The following is a 17,539-nucleotide window of genomic DNA, read 5'->3' as shown; positions in this document are numbered from 1 at the left end:
GTCTGTTTTACCCATCAAAACGATTTTAATGAGCGAATATCAAGATAAAACGACCTGGCAGACGTTTAAGCAACTCTGGCCCTATATTGCTAATTACAAACTAGGGTTAATCGTTGCCATTGTCGCCTTGGTAATGAACGCCGCCAGTGACACCCTGATGCTTTCCATGCTTGGCCCACTGCTTGATCAAGGCTTTTCTTACGATGACGTTGAGGGCGATTTCCTTAAATGGATGCCACTTTACCTCGTGATATTAATGTTGGTGCGTGGCTTATCAAGCTTTGTCTCTGCTTATTGCTTATCTTGGGTGTCGGGTAATGTGGTAATGACCATGCGTCGTCGCATGTTTAATCACTTTATGAAAATGCCCGTGAGCTTTTTCGACCAAGAGTCGTCAGGGGCGCTGTTGTCGCGTATTACCTATGACTCCGAACAAGTGGCGTCTGCAACCAGTGGCGCATTAGTGAGTTTGGTGAGAGAGGGCGCATCGATTCTTGGCTTGATGATCTTAATGTTTTGGTCAAGTTGGCAGTTATCCGCCATTCTTTTGGTTATTGCGCCGGTTGTAGCGATTTCCATTCAAGTGGTCTCTAAACGCTTCCGCCGTATTTCGTCGAATATGCAAGATGCAATGGGCTCGGTCACCAGCTCCGCGGAGCAAATGCTCAAAGGCCATAAAGTGGTCTTAAGCTATGGTGGTCAAGACGTCGAGAAAAAACGGTTTGAAAAAGTCAGTAACCGTATGCGTCAGCAAACCATGAAGCTGGTTTCAGCCCAGGCGATTGCCAACCCTGTGATTCAGCTTATCGCGTCAATGGCGCTGGTGGTGGTGCTGATTCTCGCCAACACCGAAGCCATTCGGTCAGAGCTAACGGCAGGGACCTTTGCGGTGGTATTCGGTGCCATGTTTGGTTTGATGCGGCCACTGAAATCGTTAACCAACGTGACGTCGCAATTTCAGCGCGGGATGGCAGCGTGTCATAGCTTATTTAACTTAATGGAACTTGAGACCGAGAAAGATACCGGCACCCATGAGGCCGAGCAGATTAACGGCGACATTAAAGTTGAAGACGTGGTCTTTACCTATCCATCACGAGAAGCGCCGGCACTGAATCATGTGAGTTTTGAGGTACCCGCAGGGAAAACGCTAGCACTGGTGGGGCGGTCAGGTTCAGGAAAAAGTACCATTGCCAACCTTTTAACCCGTTTTTACGAGATAGACAGCGGTTCAATTACCTTAGATGGGATGCCGATTGAGCAATATACGTTGAGTAATTTGCGCCAACAGGTTGCGGTGGTGTCGCAAAATGTCCACCTGTTCAACGATACGGTGGCTAACAATATAGCCTACGCCGCGGCCGATCAATATAGCCGTGAGCAAATTGAGCATGCCGCTAAGTTGGCCTACGCAGACGACTTTATTCGCGGTATGGATGAGGGCTACGACACCATGATTGGTGAAAATGGCGTGAGTTTGTCGGGTGGACAGCGTCAGCGTATCGCCATTGCCCGCGCGCTGTTACGTAATGCGCCTGTTTTAATCCTGGATGAGGCAACCTCAGCCCTGGATACAGAGTCAGAGCGCGCGATTCAAGCCGCCTTGGATGAGCTGCAAAAAGACCGCACCGTACTGGTGATTGCTCACCGTCTATCTACCATTGAAGATGCCGATCAAATTTTGGTGGTGGATGAGGGTGAGATTGTTGAGCGAGGTAGCCATCAAGCATTGCTCGCGCACAACGGTGCCTACGCTCAACTCCATCGTATTCAGTTTGGTGACTAAGTATGCTGGATCAACTTTGGTTTGGCCATCAAGGATCCCTTTGGACGGCGCTATTACGGCCGTTTAGTGCTTTATTTGGTTTGATTGCTCGTCATCGGCGCCGCCAATATTTGCGCGGGAAATCGCCCTGTTATCGTGCGCCAGTTCCTGTGGTGGTTGTCGGTAATATCATGGTGGGGGGAAACGGTAAAACTCCCTTCGTGATCTGGCTAGTGGAGCAACTGAAAGCGCAAGGCTATCGTCCAGGCGTGGTCTCCCGTGGATATGGCGGTAAATCAGACCAATACCCGTTACTGTTGACGCAAACGACATCGCCGAGAGCCGCCGGTGATGAGCCGGTATTAATCGCTCGCCGCACTCAGGTACCAGTGTGCGTTGACCCTGACCGCAGTGAAGCAGTGAAGCGCTTATTGCAAGAGGGCGTCGATATCGTGGTGACGGACGATGGCATGCAGCATTACCGTTTAGACCGTGATCTTGAAATCGTGATCATTGATGGTCAGCGCCGCTTTGGTAATGGTCATTACTTACCCCTTGGACCCTTGCGTGAATCGGTCGATCGCCTCGACAGTGTCGACATGCTGATTAATAACGGCGGCACCACCCAGGGGCAAGAGTGGCCTATGCATTTGGTGGCCGGGCAAGCCACGAACCTTCGAACCGGTCAGGCTTGCCCTGCATCTATGTTACCGGGTGTGGTTGCCGTGGCAGGAATTGGTCATCCGCCGCGCTTTTTTGCCACCTTGCAACAAATGGGCGTGACGCCACTGTACAGCCAAGGGATCAATGATCACCAAACCCTCAGCGCCGAGGAACTGGACAGGTTGGCAAAGAAGGGGCAACATTTACTCATGACCGAAAAAGACGCGGTAAAATACCAAGGCATCGCACAAGATAACTGGTGGTATTTGCCGGTAGAAGCGAGTTTGCCGGAGGCTGCGGCCCAGGCTTTACTCGCCAAGATCGAACGTTTGACCAAAAACGCGAACAAATAAAAAAGGAACGCTATGGATCACCGCCTGCTTGAAATCGTGGCCTGCCCATCATGCCAGGGCAAATTGTTTTATAACCGAGATAATAACGAGCTGATTTGTAAATTCGATCGGGTTGCTTATCCTATTGTCGATGGAATTCCGGTACTGCTCGCGTCGGAAGCGCGCGATTTATCCTTGGAAGAGGTGCAAGGATGAGTCCGTTTTATGTGGTGATCCCAGCACGGTTTGGTTCAAGCCGTCTGCCAGGAAAGCCATTGGCTGAGATCGCGGGCAAACCGATGATCCAACATGTGTATGAGCGCGCGCAAGCCGCAGGGGCCAGTAAGGTCATTGTTGCAACAGACGACAAACGCATTGAGACTGCGGTACGTGACTTTGGCGGCGACGTATGCCTAACACGTGCTGACCATGAGTCAGGGACTGAACGCTTGGCGGAAGTGGTGGCACAATACGGTTTTGCTGATGATGACATCATTGTCAACGTGCAAGGCGATGAGCCTTTAATTCCGTCTGCAGTGATTGGGCAAGTGGCGGCGAATTTGAATCAGTACCCGCAAGCCCCGATGGCGACCTTAGCCGTTGCGATTGATGACAGTGAGCAAGTATTCAACCCCAACGTAGTCAAAGTCGTCACGGATCAGCAAGGGTTTGCGTTGTATTTCAGTCGCGCCACGATTCCCTGGGATCGTACTCATTTCGAGGCTGAATCTCCCGATATTCCAGACGCTTTACTCCGTCATGTTGGCATTTATGGCTACCGTGCGGGGTTTATTAGTCGCTACATTCATTGGACGCCAAGTCCGTTGGAAAAGATTGAGTCGCTTGAGCAGCTCAGAGTGCTTTGGCATGGTGAAAAAATTCATGTTGCGGTTGCCGCCGAAACGCCACCGCATGGGGTCGATACCCAGGCTGATCTCGAGGCGGTACGTGCGCATATCGCCGCCAATGGTGCAAGCGAGTGACGTTAACAGCCATCAGGTCGTAATCTCCTCGCTTGTCATGGCAATAAACGATAAAAAAGCCGCGAATGTTATCGCGGCTTTTTTCTTTTTTACCCGTTACCTTTTCTTGTTATCCGTTGTCTCTTCGCTGTTACTTGTTACTTGGATGCCGGCTGTGCGATCAAATCACGAAGGCGTTGCCAGGCTTGACCGAGCCGCTCGTGCCAATAGCGCTCAAATTGCTCCAAGTATTGGGCGCGAGGGCTGTATTTAATCCATGGCTGTTTGATCTCTTTTTGCGCCATGAAGTTGGTCGGTGCAGGGATGGGATTAAGGCCTGCGCTTTGAAACTCATACACCGCACGCTCCATATGTGCGGCTGATGTGACTAACACCAGATTACGACTCCCCACCACAGACGCTGCTTGATACGCCTCCTCCCAGGTATCTTTTGCTGTTTCCAGTAACAAGATACTGTTTTTGTTGACACCCAGCGCCATCGCGACACGTGCCAACATGCGGGCGTGGCTCACCTCATAGCCGTGGTCATAGCCCGATAATATTAGTTTGGATGTCGGATACATCCGGTGAATTCGGATCCCCTCGGTCAGACGCATGAGCGCTGCACGCGAGAGTTCAGACGTTGGTGGTAATGCGTCATCTACCACATGACTGTTTCCAAGTACCATTACAAAGTCCACCGGTTTCTCTGTCGGGAGAAAAGCGGTGTATTGACGCTCAAGAGGGCGAAGTAACCCAGAGGCGACCGGTTGAAACGCAGTGAGAAAAATCCCAGCAAACGCGATGAAAATAACAAAAGATGCCAGCCTTTTACGCTGAGAGAACCAAAGCAGGCATAGCCCGAAAAGACCCAAGAGCAACAGCGCGGGCAAGGGCATTATCAAGGTTGAGATAAGTTTTTTTAATTCAAACATGCAATGTCGCCCGAAATATAGTCAAACGAGGCACAAATAATGCCATAAACCTTTATTAACGTAAGGCTTGTGACAGAATAAGCCTTCATACCACTCAATGATAACGAATGCCATTGTGACTGAGGATAAAAATTTCGACGACATCGCCCACAAATTTGTTAAAAACATTTATGGATCGGGCAAAGGCGAAATCCGTCAAGCGGTAATTTGGCACGACATCGAGCAGATGTTGCAGTGCTTTCCGCCGGATCAACCACTCCATATTTTGGATGCGGGTGGCGGCGTTGCACCGATTTCACAACCGCTGGCCGCTCGAGGTCACAGGGTCACTTTGTGTGATCTTTCTTCACAAATGCTCGAGTTGGCGCGTCAGGAGATTGAACAACAGGACTTACTTGCGCAGTATCAGCTGGTCCACTCCTCGGTGCAGTCCATTGGTGAGCATTTGGCGTCACCCCCGGATGTGATTTTATTTCACGCGGTATTGGAGTGGGTCGCCGCTCCTGAGCAAGTGCTAAAAGATTTGCTCAGCCATTTACGGCCGGGTGGCGTTGCATCCGTGATGTTTTATAACCAAACCGGATTGCTGTTTAAAAACCTCGTCTGTGGCAACTTGACCCATGTTGAACAGGGAATGCCGCACCGTAAACGGTTTAAACTGCAGCCGCCCAAAGGGTTGCAGCCAGACAGTGTCTATCAATGGATGCAAGACAGTGGCATTAGCCTCAAAGGTAAAACCGGGGTGCGCACGTTTCATGACTACATGCGCGATACCAATATTGGTGATTTTACCTTTGAGCAGGTGCTGGCGTTGGAGCAGCAACTTTGCCGCCAAGAGCCGTTTGTGTCTCTAGGGCGATATATTCATGTATGGGGACAACATAATGCCTCCAGCCATCAAGATGAAAACAAGGACAACCGATGAGTGATCAGGCTCAGTCTTCTCAGCATAGGGAAGGCGAYGCTCAGACCGTACCGGAATTGGTCAGTTGGGTTAAACACAATAACTTTGCACTTCAGCTGCCGCCCGAGCGCTTGGCATTTTTGCTGGCAATGGCGGTGATGAGCCAAGAGCGCTTAGACGATGAACTGAGCGAACATGAATTAGTCGATGTTTTTCGGCTAGTGAGTGAACAGTTCATGAATGACGAAGGTGGCAGCGTCGGCAACATCGCTTTTCGTGCCAACAATGCCATCAATGAAATGGTACAAGCGCGCTTATTAAGCCGTTTTACCAGTGAAATGACCGAGGGCGATAGCATTTATCGTCTGACGCCGCTCGCCCTGGGCATTGCGGATTATTATGCGCGCCATCGTGAATACTCGACGTTAAAGTTGTCAGTGCAGCTTTCAATGGTCGCGGATGAAATCGCCAAGGCACGCGGTGCGGCAGAGGAAGACGGCGATGCCGCTTTTTGGCGTCACAATGTGTATGGGGTATTAAAATACTCGGTGGCCGATATCTTTGACCGTATCGATCTTAACCAGCGGGTGATGGATGAGCAGCAACAGCAAGTTAAAGACGATATTGCCGCCTTACTTACCCAAGACTGGCAAGCCGCTATCGCTAACTGTGAGCACTTGTTAAATGAAACATCCAATACGTTGCAAGAGCTGCAAGAAACGCTGCAAGCGGCGGGAGATGAATTACAAAGCCAACTGTTAGAGATCCAGGAAGTGGTGCGACAACGCGACGAGCTCGAGTTTGTCGATGCCATGGTTTATCGACTGCAGATGAAACTGGATCGGATCGTGAACTGGGGTCAGCAAGCGATTGATTTATGGATAGGTTACGATCGCCATGTGCATAAATTTATTCGAACCGCGATTGATATGGATAAAAACCGTGCGTTTAGTCAGCGTCTGCGTCAATCGGTCTCGGACTATTTGGATGCGCCGTGGTTTTTGACCTATGCGGATGCCGAGCGTTTGCGCGACACCCGTGATGAAGCCTTGGTGTTACGTGATGATGAAGTCACCGGCGATATGCCAGAAGAAGTGACGTTTGAGCAGTTGGCTGTGGTTGATGACACCTTGTCACAGAAAGTTTCACAGATGCTCAACCGTCACCGAGAAACCGGACAAGCGATCGATCTCGGTCGTGTTCTCAAAGACTACTTAGCCGAGCACCCCCAAGCTCGCCATTTTGATCTCGCGCGCTTAGTGATTAATCAAGCGGTTCGGATGGGCTATTCCCAATCTGATCTCAACGCGATCCAGCCTGATTGGCAGGCGATTAACGACTTCGGAGCGAAGGTACAAGCGAATGTCATCGATAAATACTGAACAGCCAATGCCAGAGGAACTGGCCAAAGCCATTGCTAACCCTTTATTTCCGGCGTTGGATAGTGCATTACGCGCTGGCCGCCATGTTGCCAGTGACGATTTAGATAACCACGCCTTGCTGATTGAATTTGAGCAAGCGTTAAATATTTTTTATCAGCGCTATAACGCGGAGTTAGTGCGTGCGCCAGAAGGCTTTTTCTATCTGCGTCCGCGTTCCACCAGCCTTATCCGCCGCAGTGTCTTGTCGGAGCTTGATATGCTGGTCGGCAAAGTGCTGTGCTTTTTGTATTTGAGCCCAGAGCGCTTGGCCCAAGAAGGGATCTTCACCACGCAAGAATTGTTCGACGAGCTGATGGCATTGGCCGACGAGAAAAAACTGATGAAGCTGGTCACCCACCGTGCCACAGGCTCAGATCTCGACCGCGAGAAGCTGTTTGATAAGGTGAAAACCTCGCTGCGTCGCCTGCGTCGTTTGGGAATGATCTTGCCGATTGGTGAGGGCAATAAGTTTCGCGTTAGTGAAGCCACTTTCCGTTTTGGCGCCGATGTACGCACGGGCGATGATCCGCAAGAAGCGCAGTTACGCTTAATCCGAGATGGCGAAGCTGTGGTCCATAGCCAAGAACATATTCAATCTAGCTTGCTTGATGATGCGTTTGATCAGGAAGCTGAGACGTCCGCAACACAACACACGGAGGAGCCGACAGCATGAGCCAGCGCGGTAAGTATCAATCACTCACCATGGTGAACTGGAACGGCTTTTTTGCGCGGACCTTTGATATCGATTCACTGGTCACCACGTTATCGGGTGGCAATGGCGCCGGTAAATCCACCACTATGGCGGCTTTTATTACCTCATTGATCCCCGATCAAACCTTACTGCACTTTCGCAATACTACGGAAGCAGGCAGCTCGAGCGCATCTCGAGACAAAGGTTTGCACGGTAAATTGCAACCAGGCGCCTGTTATGCGGCATTAGACGTGGTGAACTCGCGTCAACAGCGCGTGTTATTTGGCGTACGCCTACAGCAAGTCGCCGGTCGAGATAAGAAAGTCGATATCAAGCCATTTATCTTGCAAGGGTTACCGTCCTCCGTCTCACCTACTGATGTCTTGGTGGAAACCTTAAATAACGGCCAAGCACGAGTGCGTCAGTTGAACGAAGTGAAAGACGCGGCCGGTGCGTATGAAACCGCGCATTTTAAAGCGTTTAGTTCGGTCACTGACTATCATGCGCAAATGTTTGAATTTGGAGTGTTACCTAAAAAGCTGCGTACGCAACAAGATCGTGGCAAATTCTACCGTCTGATCGAAGCGTCTTTGTATGGCGGTATTTCCAGTGCCATTACTAAGTCACTTCGTGAGTACTTATTGCCACAAAATGGCGGGGTTAAAAAAGCCTTCCAAGACATGGAAGTGGCGCTAAAAGAAAACCGCATGACGCTGGAGGCGATTAAAGTTACCCAGCGCGATCGGGATTTGTTTAAGCACCTGATCACCGAGGCGACCCATTATGTGGCTTCAGATTACATGCGCCATGCTAACGAACGTCGTACCAAGCTCGAACAGGCTTTGTCTTTGCGTGCTGAATTAAACGCCGCGCAGCAAACCTTGCAGCAAAAACAGCAGCACGCTGAGGCCATGCGTGCCGAATTAAGTGAGTTGGAAGCCGGACAAGATCATCTTGAGCAAGATCATCAAGCCGCGGCGGACCACTTACAACTGGTGCAATCGGCGATGCGTCAGCAAGAAAAAATCCAGCGTTATGAAGAAGACTTGCTTGAATTGTCTGAGCGACTGGAAGAGCAAATCATGGTGGTGGAAGAAGCCACGGAGCAGCTCACCGAGGCCGAGTTGCGGGCGGCACAAAGTGAAGAAGAAGTCGATAGCCTGAAAACGCAACTGGCGGACTATCAGCAAGCGCTAAATACTCAGCAAACGCGATCTTTGCAATATCAGCAAGCTGTAACGGCGCTGGAAACAGCCAGACGTCTCACCGACGATGACGCCTTAACCGTCGATGAGGTAGGGGCCTGCTTGCAAAGGCTCAAAACCGAAGAATCAGAGCAAACGGATCGCGTATTGTCGCTTAAACACAAGCGGGATCTGGCATCGGCAACGGCCAATCAGTTTGCGCAAGGATTAAGCTTATTACAACGCATTGACCCGTCAGTGGCCCGGTCCGAGGCAGGAGAAAAAGCCAAGTATTGGGTAGAGCAGGGCCGCACCCGTCGCTATCTCGCCGACAGCCTCTCACAACGCCAATATGAACATCGCGAATTAACCCAACGTGTTGAGCAGCAGCAAAAGGCTAGCCACCTGGTGTTAGACTATCAGGCGTTAACCGGGGAGCGCCTGGCTGATAGTGATGCCGTGGAGCAAGCTGTTGCCTTGCAACAAGAAAAACGAGAGACCTTACAGCAAGAAAAAGAGGCTCAAGCCGAGCGGCTGCGCGAGTTATCACGTACCGAGGCAGCGATTGATGCGGACATTCGCGAGCTTGAAGGCAAAGCGCCCCGTTGGTTTGCCGCCAATGAGGCGTTGACCAAACTCGAAACCCAGACCGAGCAAACCTTGGCGGATAGCCAAGCGGTGATGGACGCCATGCATGCCACACATGAGTCAGTGCGTCAGCAGACCCATCATCAAGAGGAGCTTGCCCGCCAAAAAGCTGAGATAGAGCAGGCGATTGAACAGCTGGCGCAACCTGGTGGCAGTGAAGATTCGCAATTACAAGGACTGGCAGAGACGCTTGGCGGAACCCTGCTCTCTGAGATTTACGACGATATTACCTTAGAAGATGCCCCGTATTTTAGCGCTCTGTATGGTCCAGCGCGTCATGCGATTGTGGTGCCGGATCTGAAAGGCGTAAAGGAGAAGCTGGCTTCGCTTGACGCGTGCCCAGATGATCTTTACATCATTGAAGGCGATGCGGACGCATTTGATGATCGCGTGTTTGATGCTCAAGAGCTGGGCGGTGCGGTATGTGTGCACCTGAATGATCGGCAAATGCGCTATTCACGCTTCCCAGAGACCCCGCTATTTGGCCGTGCGGCTCGTGAGCATCGGCTTGAGCAGCTCAGAGAACAACGTGATGCACTTGTAGAAGATTACGCGAAGGCCTCGTTTGATGTGCAAAAGTGGCAGCGTTTATCGCAAGCGTTTAGCCAATTTATTGCGGAGCACCTAACCGTTGCCTTTACTCCCGATCCCGAGCAAGCGATAGCGCGCTGCCGTGAAAAACGCGTGCAAACCCAGCGCGCGATAACTGAGAGTAAACAGACGCTGACGCAGCATGAGGCTGAGGTTTCACGTTGTCAGCAAGCCCTGCAATGCCTTGATAAGCTGCGTTACTGTGCCGACGCCCTAGCAGAATCCGAACTTGATGTTCGCTTGCAAACCGCAAATGACAACCTGCACGCGGCGAAACAGGCCAAAACGTTTATCCAGCAGCATGGAGAGACGTTGGCGTCCCTAGAAGGATACTTGGCCACATTGGAGAGTGATCCTGAGCAGTTTGATAAGTTGGAGCAAGCCTATCAAGAAGCGGATGAAGCCTTACAAGCGATTAAGCAACAGCTATTTGCCGTCGCCGACTTAGCGGAGCGCCGTCCTCATTTTGCTTATCAAGATGCGGCAGAGATGCTGACGCAAAGCAGTGAGTTAAACGAGCAACTGAAGGCCAAACTAAAAGACGCAGAGCAAGTTCGCCAACGTGAGCGTGATGCGCTAAAGCAGGTACAGGGGCAAAATAGCCAGTATCAGCAGCTGCTCGCGTCGCTTAAAAGTGCCCATCAGTCCAAGCAAGAGACGTTGAACGAGTTTAAACGTGAATTTGCCGAGTTAGGTGTACAAGCGGACGAAGAAGCTTTGATGCGCGCGCAGCATCGTCGCGATACCTTGTATGAGCAAATGCACCAAGCGCGACAGCGACATAGTGAGCTGTCACGTGGGATCACCTCGTTAGAGATGGAAACCAAGTCGCTGACCAAAGAGCTGCGTAAATCGCTCAAGCAGTATAAAGAACTGCGTCAGTTTGTGGTCAATGCCAAAGCAGGCTGGTGCAGTGTATTACGGATTGCGCGTGATAACGGCGTTGAAAAGCAACTGAACCGCCGAGAAATGGCGTATATGTCTGCCGAGGAATTGCGCTCACTGTCGGATAAGTCGTTGGGTGCCTTGCGCCTTGCCGTGGCCGATAATGAAATTTTGCGTGATGCTTTACGCGCGTCAGAAGATATCGGTCGGCCTGAGCGTAAAGTGTTGTTTTACGTTGCGGTTTATCAACATCTGCGCGAGCGGATCCGCCACGACATTATTCGCACCGACGATCCGGTTGAAGCGATTGAAGAGATGGAAGTGGAGCTTGCGCGCCTGACCGAAGAACTCACGCAGCGTGAGCAGCGGTTAGCGATTAGCTCAGAGTCGGTCGCTAATATTATTCGTAAAACGATTCAGCGTGAACAAAACCGGATCCGCATGCTCAACCAAGGGTTGCAAAGTGTCGGGTTTGGTCAGGTTAAAGGCGTGCGTCTCAATGTCTCGATTCGTGACACTCATGCGCAGCTACTGATGGGCTTGGCCGAGCATGCCGATCAACACCAAGACTTGTTCGGCAATCCAAACCTAACCTTCTCAGAAGCGATGGCGAAGTTATTCCAACGCCTGAATCCGCATATCGACATGGGGCAGCGTTCACCACAGACCTTAGGCGAAGAGTTGTTAGATTATCGCAATTTCCTCGAATTAGGCATTGAGGTGAATCGTGGTACCGACGGCTGGCTTAAAGCTGAATCCGGTGCGTTGTCGACAGGGGAGGCCATTGGTACCGGCCAGGCCATTTTGCTGATGGTAATTCAAAGCTGGGAAGAGGAATCACGGCGGTTACGCGGTAAAGACGTGATCCCATGTCGTTTGCTGTTCCTTGATGAAGCCGCGCGTTTGGATGCTAAATCGATCTCGACCTTGTTTGAGTTGTGTCATCGTTTGGATATGCAGCTGTTGATTGCCGCACCGGAAAACATCAGCCCAGAGCAAGGCACCACCTATAAATTAGTGCGTAAGATCTTTAACGATCGTGAGCATGTGCATGTGGTTGGCTTACGTGGTTTTGGTGAGGAGAAGCGTCAAGCGCTTGCGCAAGAGCCAGTGTCATTGGCGTAGGTGAAACAAGCCCCGGTAGTCGGTTGGGATAGGCGCCCGATGCTACCGGGCGCTTGTCACATTCGATGCCAAATTTGCCCCAGGTGTCGGAGGCGCGCGTTGGCTTGGGTATGCACGACTGGCGCCAACTTTGACCTTAATGTCGGATGGCGCGCAGCGCAAATCACACCAAGCTTGCGCGATCGAGAAGGCGCTTATGCCGACCTACGCCTGGTTTCTATATCGGTGGTGCCATTGGCTACGATTGCTCGTTCCCACGCTCCTGCGTGGGAATGCATACAATGACAAAATTTATACATCGATGGTGCCATTGGCGTAGGTGACACAAGCCCAAGAACCATGTCAATAATAGTGCACTTTGCCGCCTGGGCGCCTGTCACGATCGGCGCCAATTTTAACACCGGCGCCAACTTTGACCTTAATGTCCGATGGCGCCGTGCAACGGGCGCGCGGCGCAAATCACACCAAGCTTGCACGATCGATAAGACGCTTATGCCAAACTACACGTATTTTAACGTCTGTGGGGCCATCGGCGAGGATGACACAAAGCGTTAATATTGTGAGATATATTATTCGGTTTTGAAATGTCCGATGGTATCCGCCAATCGCGCAGAACGTTGGCTTAAGCCGGTGACGGTTTCTGCCGTGTCATGCGTACGTTGCGAGACAGTCTCTGCTGATTGTGCAATGTCTGTGATGCTTTCGCTAATCTCCGTTGTCACTTGCGTTTGTTGCTGTGTGGCATTGGCGATGTGTGAGGTCATTTGATTAATTTCGGTGACCATGTTGGCAATATCCACCAAGGCGGCGTTGTTTTGCTGACAGTGGTTCACACAAACTTCCACGGTTTGGCTGGTGGTATCCATATCCGCCACCGCCGATTGGGTCTCTTGGCGCAATGCGGCAATTTTATCGCGAATACTTTCGGTGGAGTCCTGGGTACGAGAGGCAAGGGTACGTACTTCTTCAGCGACCACGCTGAATCCACGGCCTTGTTCGTCGGCACGGGCGGCCTCGATAGCAGCATTCAATGCCAACAAGTTTGTTTGCTCGGCAATCGCTTGGATCACATCGAGCACGGTGCCAATTTCCTCACTTTGCTGCGATAAGCGGCTCATGGTCGCCGTGGCGGCGTCCATACTCGATGACAACGTGCGGATCTGTTCTACCAGGTCGTCACCAATTTGCGAGCCTTTATTCACCGCTTGGGTGATATCGTCTGACGCGGTTGAGGCTTGATCGGCGTATTGCGCGACATCCGTGACCGATGTAGCCATTTCCGTCGCCGCTGAGGCCACTTGATGGGTATGCTTGACCTGGTCGGTAACGCTATCGTGCATGGTGACTACGTCTTGGTTAATATCGTTAGCGGCTTGCCCAAGTAATCCAGATGCTTGATGCGCTTCTTGGATCACGGTTTGGAAGCTGGCAAACATCTGATTGAGCGAACGGCCGAGCAGCGCCATTTCATCTTTACCTTTATCCGGCAGCCGTTGAGTTAAATCCTTGTCTTCGGCGATCGTCTTAATCCGTGTGGTCACCGCAATCATGGGTTTAGCAATATTGCCACCCAATACATAACCAATCAGTATCGCGACACCCACCAGAACCAGCGATGTGAACACGGTGGCGTTTAAAATAGTGTCTTTCATGGTCGTCACTTGGGCAAGCGCTTCTTGTTGACTAATTTGATTCACCAACGCCCAGCGCTTTCCAAATACATCAATCGGCGCATAAGCGGTATAAACGGTTTGGTTGCGGTAGCTTTTTTCTTCCCCCGTGCCTGTTTGGCCCGCGAGCGCCTGGGCCACACTTGGAGAATCGATTGGCATTTGTCCAGCCGCGGTGTCAGTGAAGTCGATGCGGTTAATCAAACCGGGTTTTACGCCATTGGTGCGCAACAAATTCAAATAGGCCGATTTATCTTCTTGTAACGCGCGTGCCTCGGTACGGAGAACCTTGTCTGGCCCCACCATAAACATTTCGCCCGTCTCACCAAATCCGGCAGATTGCCAGTGCCCTTGGCCACTTATGACACCGCTTAATCGTGCGATGGGCAGTTTAAAGATCAGCACCCCTTGGGTTTCGCCGTTYTCRACRATAGGGGTRGCGATAAATGARGCYGGYTCRTCRTAGCTGGGAAAATAAGGGCGATAATCMACAAAACTAATGTCGCCTGCTTGCGCGTCGATAGCCTCTAAAAACGCATCTCCCATCCCGCTGGTGGCGTAGGGACCGGCAAACAAACTGGTGCCAAAATCGATTTCTTTCGCCACCGAATAAACGATACGACCGTTCGCATCTGCTAATAAAATATCTTGGTAGCCAAAGGTTTCGGCAAAACGGTGATAGTTGGGATGGTACTGGGTGTGAACGTTATCGTAGGTTGATCCGTCATTAGTGGTAACTAACTTGTCTTTCTCGCCCAAAGGGTGCGGGCTACCACTGATGTAAAATTGTTGCAGTGTACGCGTGGCGGGGGCGAGCGCGGCGAGGTTGGAACGAGCGTTGGCATTCGTATCGTTAAGCGCCTGGTAGGCATCACCAAAGGTGTCGGTATAGTAATCCTGCAGGGCGCGGCGTGACGCGCGGTCGGTCCGTACTTCACGGCTGTAGCGTAAATAGGCCTGACTAAATGCGTTAACGGCATTTTCAGTCATGGTTGAATCGGCCATTGATGTCAACTGTTGACCGATAAATGAAAAATAACTGCTGAGCTCTGATTGTTTAGCTTCACGGACTGCTTTGAGCTGGCTAATGGCTTGATCTTGCATCTGGTCGCCAAACAATGCAGTGGTGCGGTTGGCGAGCACTGCTGCGGTGGCGAGAATACAGATAACACAGGCGGAGATGATTGCCGCAGATACCTTTGTGCGAACTTTCATACTACTAAACTCCTGAACGTCGTGACGACGGTATCAAATGAGGGCACCGTAACGGTGCATGGTGAAGAGGGTGGGGCTTATTCAACAGGCCAACAGCATGCTCAAACGGTCAGATCACACTCGAGCATGGCGACACTATGGTATTGGCCGAACTTTTCACCGACCTCGTTAAGTTGGCCAACTTGCTGAAAGCCAAAACGACGATGAAGCGCCAGTGAAGAGGGGTTAGGGAGTGTGATCAGCGAGTAAGCACGGCGAAGATCTTGCTCTCGCATCCCCTCGAGCAAAGTGCGCATCAATTGTGAGCCGATACCGCGACCGCCGGCATCAGGCGCGGCGTAAATCGTGATCTCTGAGGCGATATGAAAAGCCTGTTTAGCGTTGAACGGCGTGTTATAAGCAAACCCAACGATTTGTTGATCTTGCTCTGCCACCCAAGCTTGATAGCGGGAGGACGGATCAAATTGCGCAAACCAATGTTCACGCTCTTGCTTTTGCCAAGGGGTTAAATCGAACGTGATCGCAGTGTGGGTGATGTAATAGTTATAAATGATATTGATCGCGTCACAATCACGCAACTCCATGCGTCGAATAAGCATTTTCGCTTCCTTTTTGCTTTTTTGCGGCGCATAAGATACCGAAGTTCGTCCCATTCGCCAAGTATTGATGACAAATTGCTCATCTTTCGTTCAAACGCGTGGTACGCAAAAAATCAAAAATTGAGAGAAAACAAACTATCTCGTTATATTAATAAAAAAGGGATTGTGACGTGAAATTGATCGGACTAGCATGAGATCTTCACTTCTCGGCATATAAGGACGCGTTTTGTCAGAGTTTAAAGCGACATCCATTTCTCCGGTCGGCCCGTTTTTCTCGCCTATGGTGCAGGGATACTGGCGATTAGATGATTGGCAGATGACCCCGCAGCAGCGGCTCAGTTTTCTCAAATCCCATATTGATTTGGGAATTACAACGGTTGATCATGCTGATATCTATGGAGATTATCGCTGTGAAACCTTGTTTGGACAAGCGGTTAAATTGGATCCGAGTGTGAGAAAATCGATCCAAGTTGTCTCCAAGTGCGACATTAAGTTGGTCAGCGAGGCGGCCCCTAATCGTAAAATTAATCATTATGACACCAGCTATCATCACATCCTGGAGTCGGTGGATCATTCACTGAAGCGTTTAGGGGTGGAAAAGCTCGACGTGTTATTGTTGCATCGCCCTGATGCATTGATGGACGCGGATGAAGTGGCAGAGGCGTTTACAACGCTTCGCTATCACGGAAAAGTCGCGCACTTCGGGGTATCAAACTTTACGCCGTCACAATTTGATTTATTGCAATCTCGTTGGGACGAATCGCTCGTCACCAACCAGGTTGAAATCAACCCGCTACGTTTTGATGTGATCCACGATGGCACGCTTGATCAGCTTCAGCGTCTTCAGATAAAACCGATGGCGTGGTCATGCCTTGCTGGCGGTGAATTATTGACGGGTGAGTCACAACAGGCTGTCCGTGTGCGCGAAACGCTTAGCACTATTGGTGAGGAGTTAGGCGGCGCGAGTATCGATCAAGTGATTTATGCTTGGGTGATGCGGCATCCATCGAAACCATTACCCATTATAGGCTCGGGGAACATTGAGCGAGTGAAAACCGCTAAACAGGCTTATGATCTTAAATTAACGCGTGAGCAGTGGTATCGCATATGGGTCGCTTCGAAAGGGCATAACGTGCCTTAGAGCGAAGGTGTTGGTCATTCGTGCGAAGGCGTTGATCAAGGGAAAAATCAACAGACGGTACGTGGTGCCGTCTTTTTATTTTCCGATGAGCAATGGCGACAAAAAGCGTTCAATCCATGGCTTTTCTGGCGCCTTGCTGGCAGGTTGACCGGTGGAGACGTCCTGTTTACCCGCCGGTAGCTGCTATTTTTTAGCCTGAGACATGGAGTGATGCGAGGTAAGCGCAGACACCTCTAGCATCGGTGCGGCATCAATATCGTCTGCATTCATCATTGATGAGATACGTTGGACAGAAGACAGGAGCAGAGATTGTTCCCATTCTTCTAGGTTTTGAAAGCGTGAGATAAAGTTCTCCTGCAGTGGCTTAGGGGCTTGCTCCAATGCCGCTTCCCCTTGTTCGGTCAGGTGTGCGTGCACTTTACGCTTATCAAGCTCGCTCCGGACACGCAAAATCAGCCCACGCTTTTCTAAGCGGTCCAAAATGGTGGTTGCTGTGGCCTGGCTCATGTTGGTATGGACAGATAACTTACGAATTGTCACTTGACCAAGCTCTTTAATCGCACGCATCAGTACCAATTGGGGGCCAGTGATCCCCGATACTTTGTTAAGCTTTCGTGAATGCAAATCGATTGCGCGTATAATTTGCCGCAATGCGACCAGTACTTCTTCGTGTTTTTCCATTACCTCACCTCCACCAGAAAAAATTGCCCCCGAAACTTACAATACCCGCGGTTGTAGTGCAAAGACATCGAGAGAAAAATCGATGATTTATGTTTGTTTCAACGAGAAAATAATCGACGTGCTTTCAGTC

General features: G+C 50.8%; 13 protein-coding genes. 9 read left to right on the top strand and 4 right to left on the bottom strand.

Annotation, left to right across the window (positions count from 1 at the left end; all coding sequences use genetic code 11):
• The first annotated feature begins 28 nt into the window (after positions 1–28).
• From msbA to kdsB, 4 genes are read left to right on the top strand one after another with little or no spacing between them, the layout of a single operon-like run.
• Entirely contained in the window at positions 29–1,783 is a 1,755-nt protein-coding gene (gene msbA, locus BZG81_RS05690) for a lipid A ABC transporter ATP-binding protein/permease MsbA (RefSeq protein ID WP_077577016.1), read from the top strand.
• Positions 1,784–1,785: 2 nt separating this feature from the next.
• Positions 1,786–2,778 carry a tetraacyldisaccharide 4'-kinase gene (gene lpxK / locus BZG81_RS05685; protein ID WP_077676939.1) on the top strand — a complete coding sequence of 331 codons (993 nt, stop codon included), beginning with the start codon at positions 1,786–1,788 and terminating at the stop codon, positions 2,776–2,778.
• 12 nt (positions 2,779–2,790) lie between these two features.
• On the top strand, positions 2,791–2,973 hold the full coding sequence (locus BZG81_RS05680) for a Trm112 family protein (protein ID WP_077460625.1): 183 nt from the start codon (positions 2,791–2,793) through the stop codon (positions 2,971–2,973).
• Positions 2,970–3,740: a 3-deoxy-manno-octulosonate cytidylyltransferase gene (gene kdsB, locus BZG81_RS05675; protein ID WP_077460624.1), complete on the top strand. Its 771-nt coding sequence runs from the start codon at positions 2,970–2,972 to the stop codon at positions 3,738–3,740. Before BZG81_RS05680 ends, kdsB begins: the two co-directional genes overlap by 4 nt.
• Before the next feature lie 137 nt (positions 3,741–3,877).
• Here kdsB and elyC read toward each other — a convergent pair whose 3' ends face one another.
• A complete protein-coding gene (elyC, locus tag BZG81_RS05670) occupies positions 3,878–4,654 on the bottom strand; it encodes an envelope biogenesis factor ElyC (RefSeq protein ID WP_021022808.1) in 777 nt (258 codons plus the stop codon).
• Positions 4,655–4,769: 115 nt separating this feature from the next.
• Between elyC and cmoM the strand changes: the two genes are divergently transcribed.
• The 4 genes from cmoM to mukB are packed head-to-tail and all read left to right on the top strand — an operon-like array spanning position 4,770 to position 12,103.
• Positions 4,770–5,579: a tRNA uridine 5-oxyacetic acid(34) methyltransferase CmoM gene (gene cmoM, locus BZG81_RS05665; protein WP_077669653.1), complete on the top strand. Its 810-nt coding sequence runs from the start codon at positions 4,770–4,772 to the stop codon at positions 5,577–5,579.
• Positions 5,576–6,940: a chromosome partition protein MukF gene (gene mukF / locus BZG81_RS05660; protein ID WP_021023818.1), complete on the top strand. Its 1,365-nt coding sequence runs from the start codon at positions 5,576–5,578 to the stop codon at positions 6,938–6,940. The genes cmoM and mukF overlap by 4 nt, the downstream gene beginning before the upstream one ends.
• On the top strand, positions 6,921–7,652 hold the full coding sequence (mukE, locus tag BZG81_RS05655) for a chromosome partition protein MukE (protein WP_021022806.1): 732 nt from the start codon (positions 6,921–6,923) through the stop codon (positions 7,650–7,652). Before mukF ends, mukE begins: the two co-directional genes overlap by 20 nt.
• A complete protein-coding gene (gene mukB / locus BZG81_RS05650) occupies positions 7,649–12,103 on the top strand; it encodes a chromosome partition protein MukB (protein WP_077676938.1) in 4,455 nt (1,484 codons plus the stop codon). Before mukE ends, mukB begins: the two co-directional genes overlap by 4 nt.
• A gap of 569 nt (positions 12,104–12,672) precedes the next feature.
• Here mukB and BZG81_RS05640 read toward each other — a convergent pair.
• Both BZG81_RS05640 and BZG81_RS05635 read right to left on the bottom strand, forming a co-directional pair.
• Entirely contained in the window at positions 12,673–14,988 is a 2,316-nt protein-coding gene (locus BZG81_RS05640; protein WP_077676936.1) for a methyl-accepting chemotaxis protein, read from the bottom strand.
• A gap of 101 nt (positions 14,989–15,089) precedes the next feature.
• Positions 15,090–15,587 carry a GNAT family N-acetyltransferase gene (locus BZG81_RS05635; protein WP_077676935.1) on the bottom strand — a complete coding sequence of 166 codons (498 nt, stop codon included), beginning with the start codon at positions 15,585–15,587 and terminating at the stop codon, positions 15,090–15,092.
• Positions 15,588–15,867: 280 nt separating this feature from the next.
• On the opposite strand from BZG81_RS05635, the gene BZG81_RS05630 reads away from it, so the two are divergent.
• Entirely contained in the window at positions 15,868–16,728 is an 861-nt protein-coding gene (locus BZG81_RS05630) for an aldo/keto reductase (protein ID WP_077460668.1), read from the top strand.
• 183 nt (positions 16,729–16,911) lie between these two features.
• Here the strand turns inward: BZG81_RS05630 and BZG81_RS05625 are convergent, their stop codons facing one another.
• Positions 16,912–17,409 carry a MarR family winged helix-turn-helix transcriptional regulator gene (locus tag BZG81_RS05625; RefSeq protein WP_021023622.1) on the bottom strand — a complete coding sequence of 166 codons (498 nt, stop codon included), beginning with the start codon at positions 17,407–17,409 and terminating at the stop codon, positions 16,912–16,914.
• Between the last annotated feature and the right edge of the window lie 130 nt (positions 17,410–17,539).

Origin of the sequence: Salinivibrio sp. MA607, assembly GCF_001996245.1 — a bacterium.
Lineage (GTDB): Bacteria > Pseudomonadota > Gammaproteobacteria > Enterobacterales > Vibrionaceae > Salinivibrio > Salinivibrio costicola.
Note: the sequence above shows the minus strand (reverse complement) of the source record. Positions and strands in the feature narration are given on the sequence as shown.

Coding starts and splice junctions, on each gene's coding strand:
- msbA (WP_077577016.1), top strand. CDS start 29: ATGAGCGAATATCAAGATAAAACGACCTGGCAGACGTTTAAGCAACTC.
- lpxK (WP_077676939.1), top strand. CDS start 1,786: ATGCTGGATCAACTTTGGTTTGGCCATCAAGGATCCCTTTGGACGGCG.
- BZG81_RS05680 (WP_077460625.1), top strand. CDS start 2,791: ATGGATCACCGCCTGCTTGAAATCGTGGCCTGCCCATCATGCCAGGGC.
- kdsB (WP_077460624.1), top strand. CDS start 2,970: ATGAGTCCGTTTTATGTGGTGATCCCAGCACGGTTTGGTTCAAGCCGT.
- elyC (WP_021022808.1), bottom strand. CDS start 4,654: ATGTTTGAATTAAAAAAACTTATCTCAACCTTGATAATGCCCTTGCCC.
- mukE (WP_021022806.1), top strand. CDS start 6,921: ATGTCATCGATAAATACTGAACAGCCAATGCCAGAGGAACTGGCCAAA.
- mukB (WP_077676938.1), top strand. CDS start 7,649: ATGAGCCAGCGCGGTAAGTATCAATCACTCACCATGGTGAACTGGAAC.
- BZG81_RS05635 (WP_077676935.1), bottom strand. CDS start 15,587: ATGCTTATTCGACGCATGGAGTTGCGTGATTGTGACGCGATCAATATC.
- BZG81_RS05630 (WP_077460668.1), top strand. CDS start 15,868: ATGGTGCAGGGATACTGGCGATTAGATGATTGGCAGATGACCCCGCAG.
- BZG81_RS05625 (WP_021023622.1), bottom strand. CDS start 17,409: ATGGAAAAACACGAAGAAGTACTGGTCGCATTGCGGCAAATTATACGC.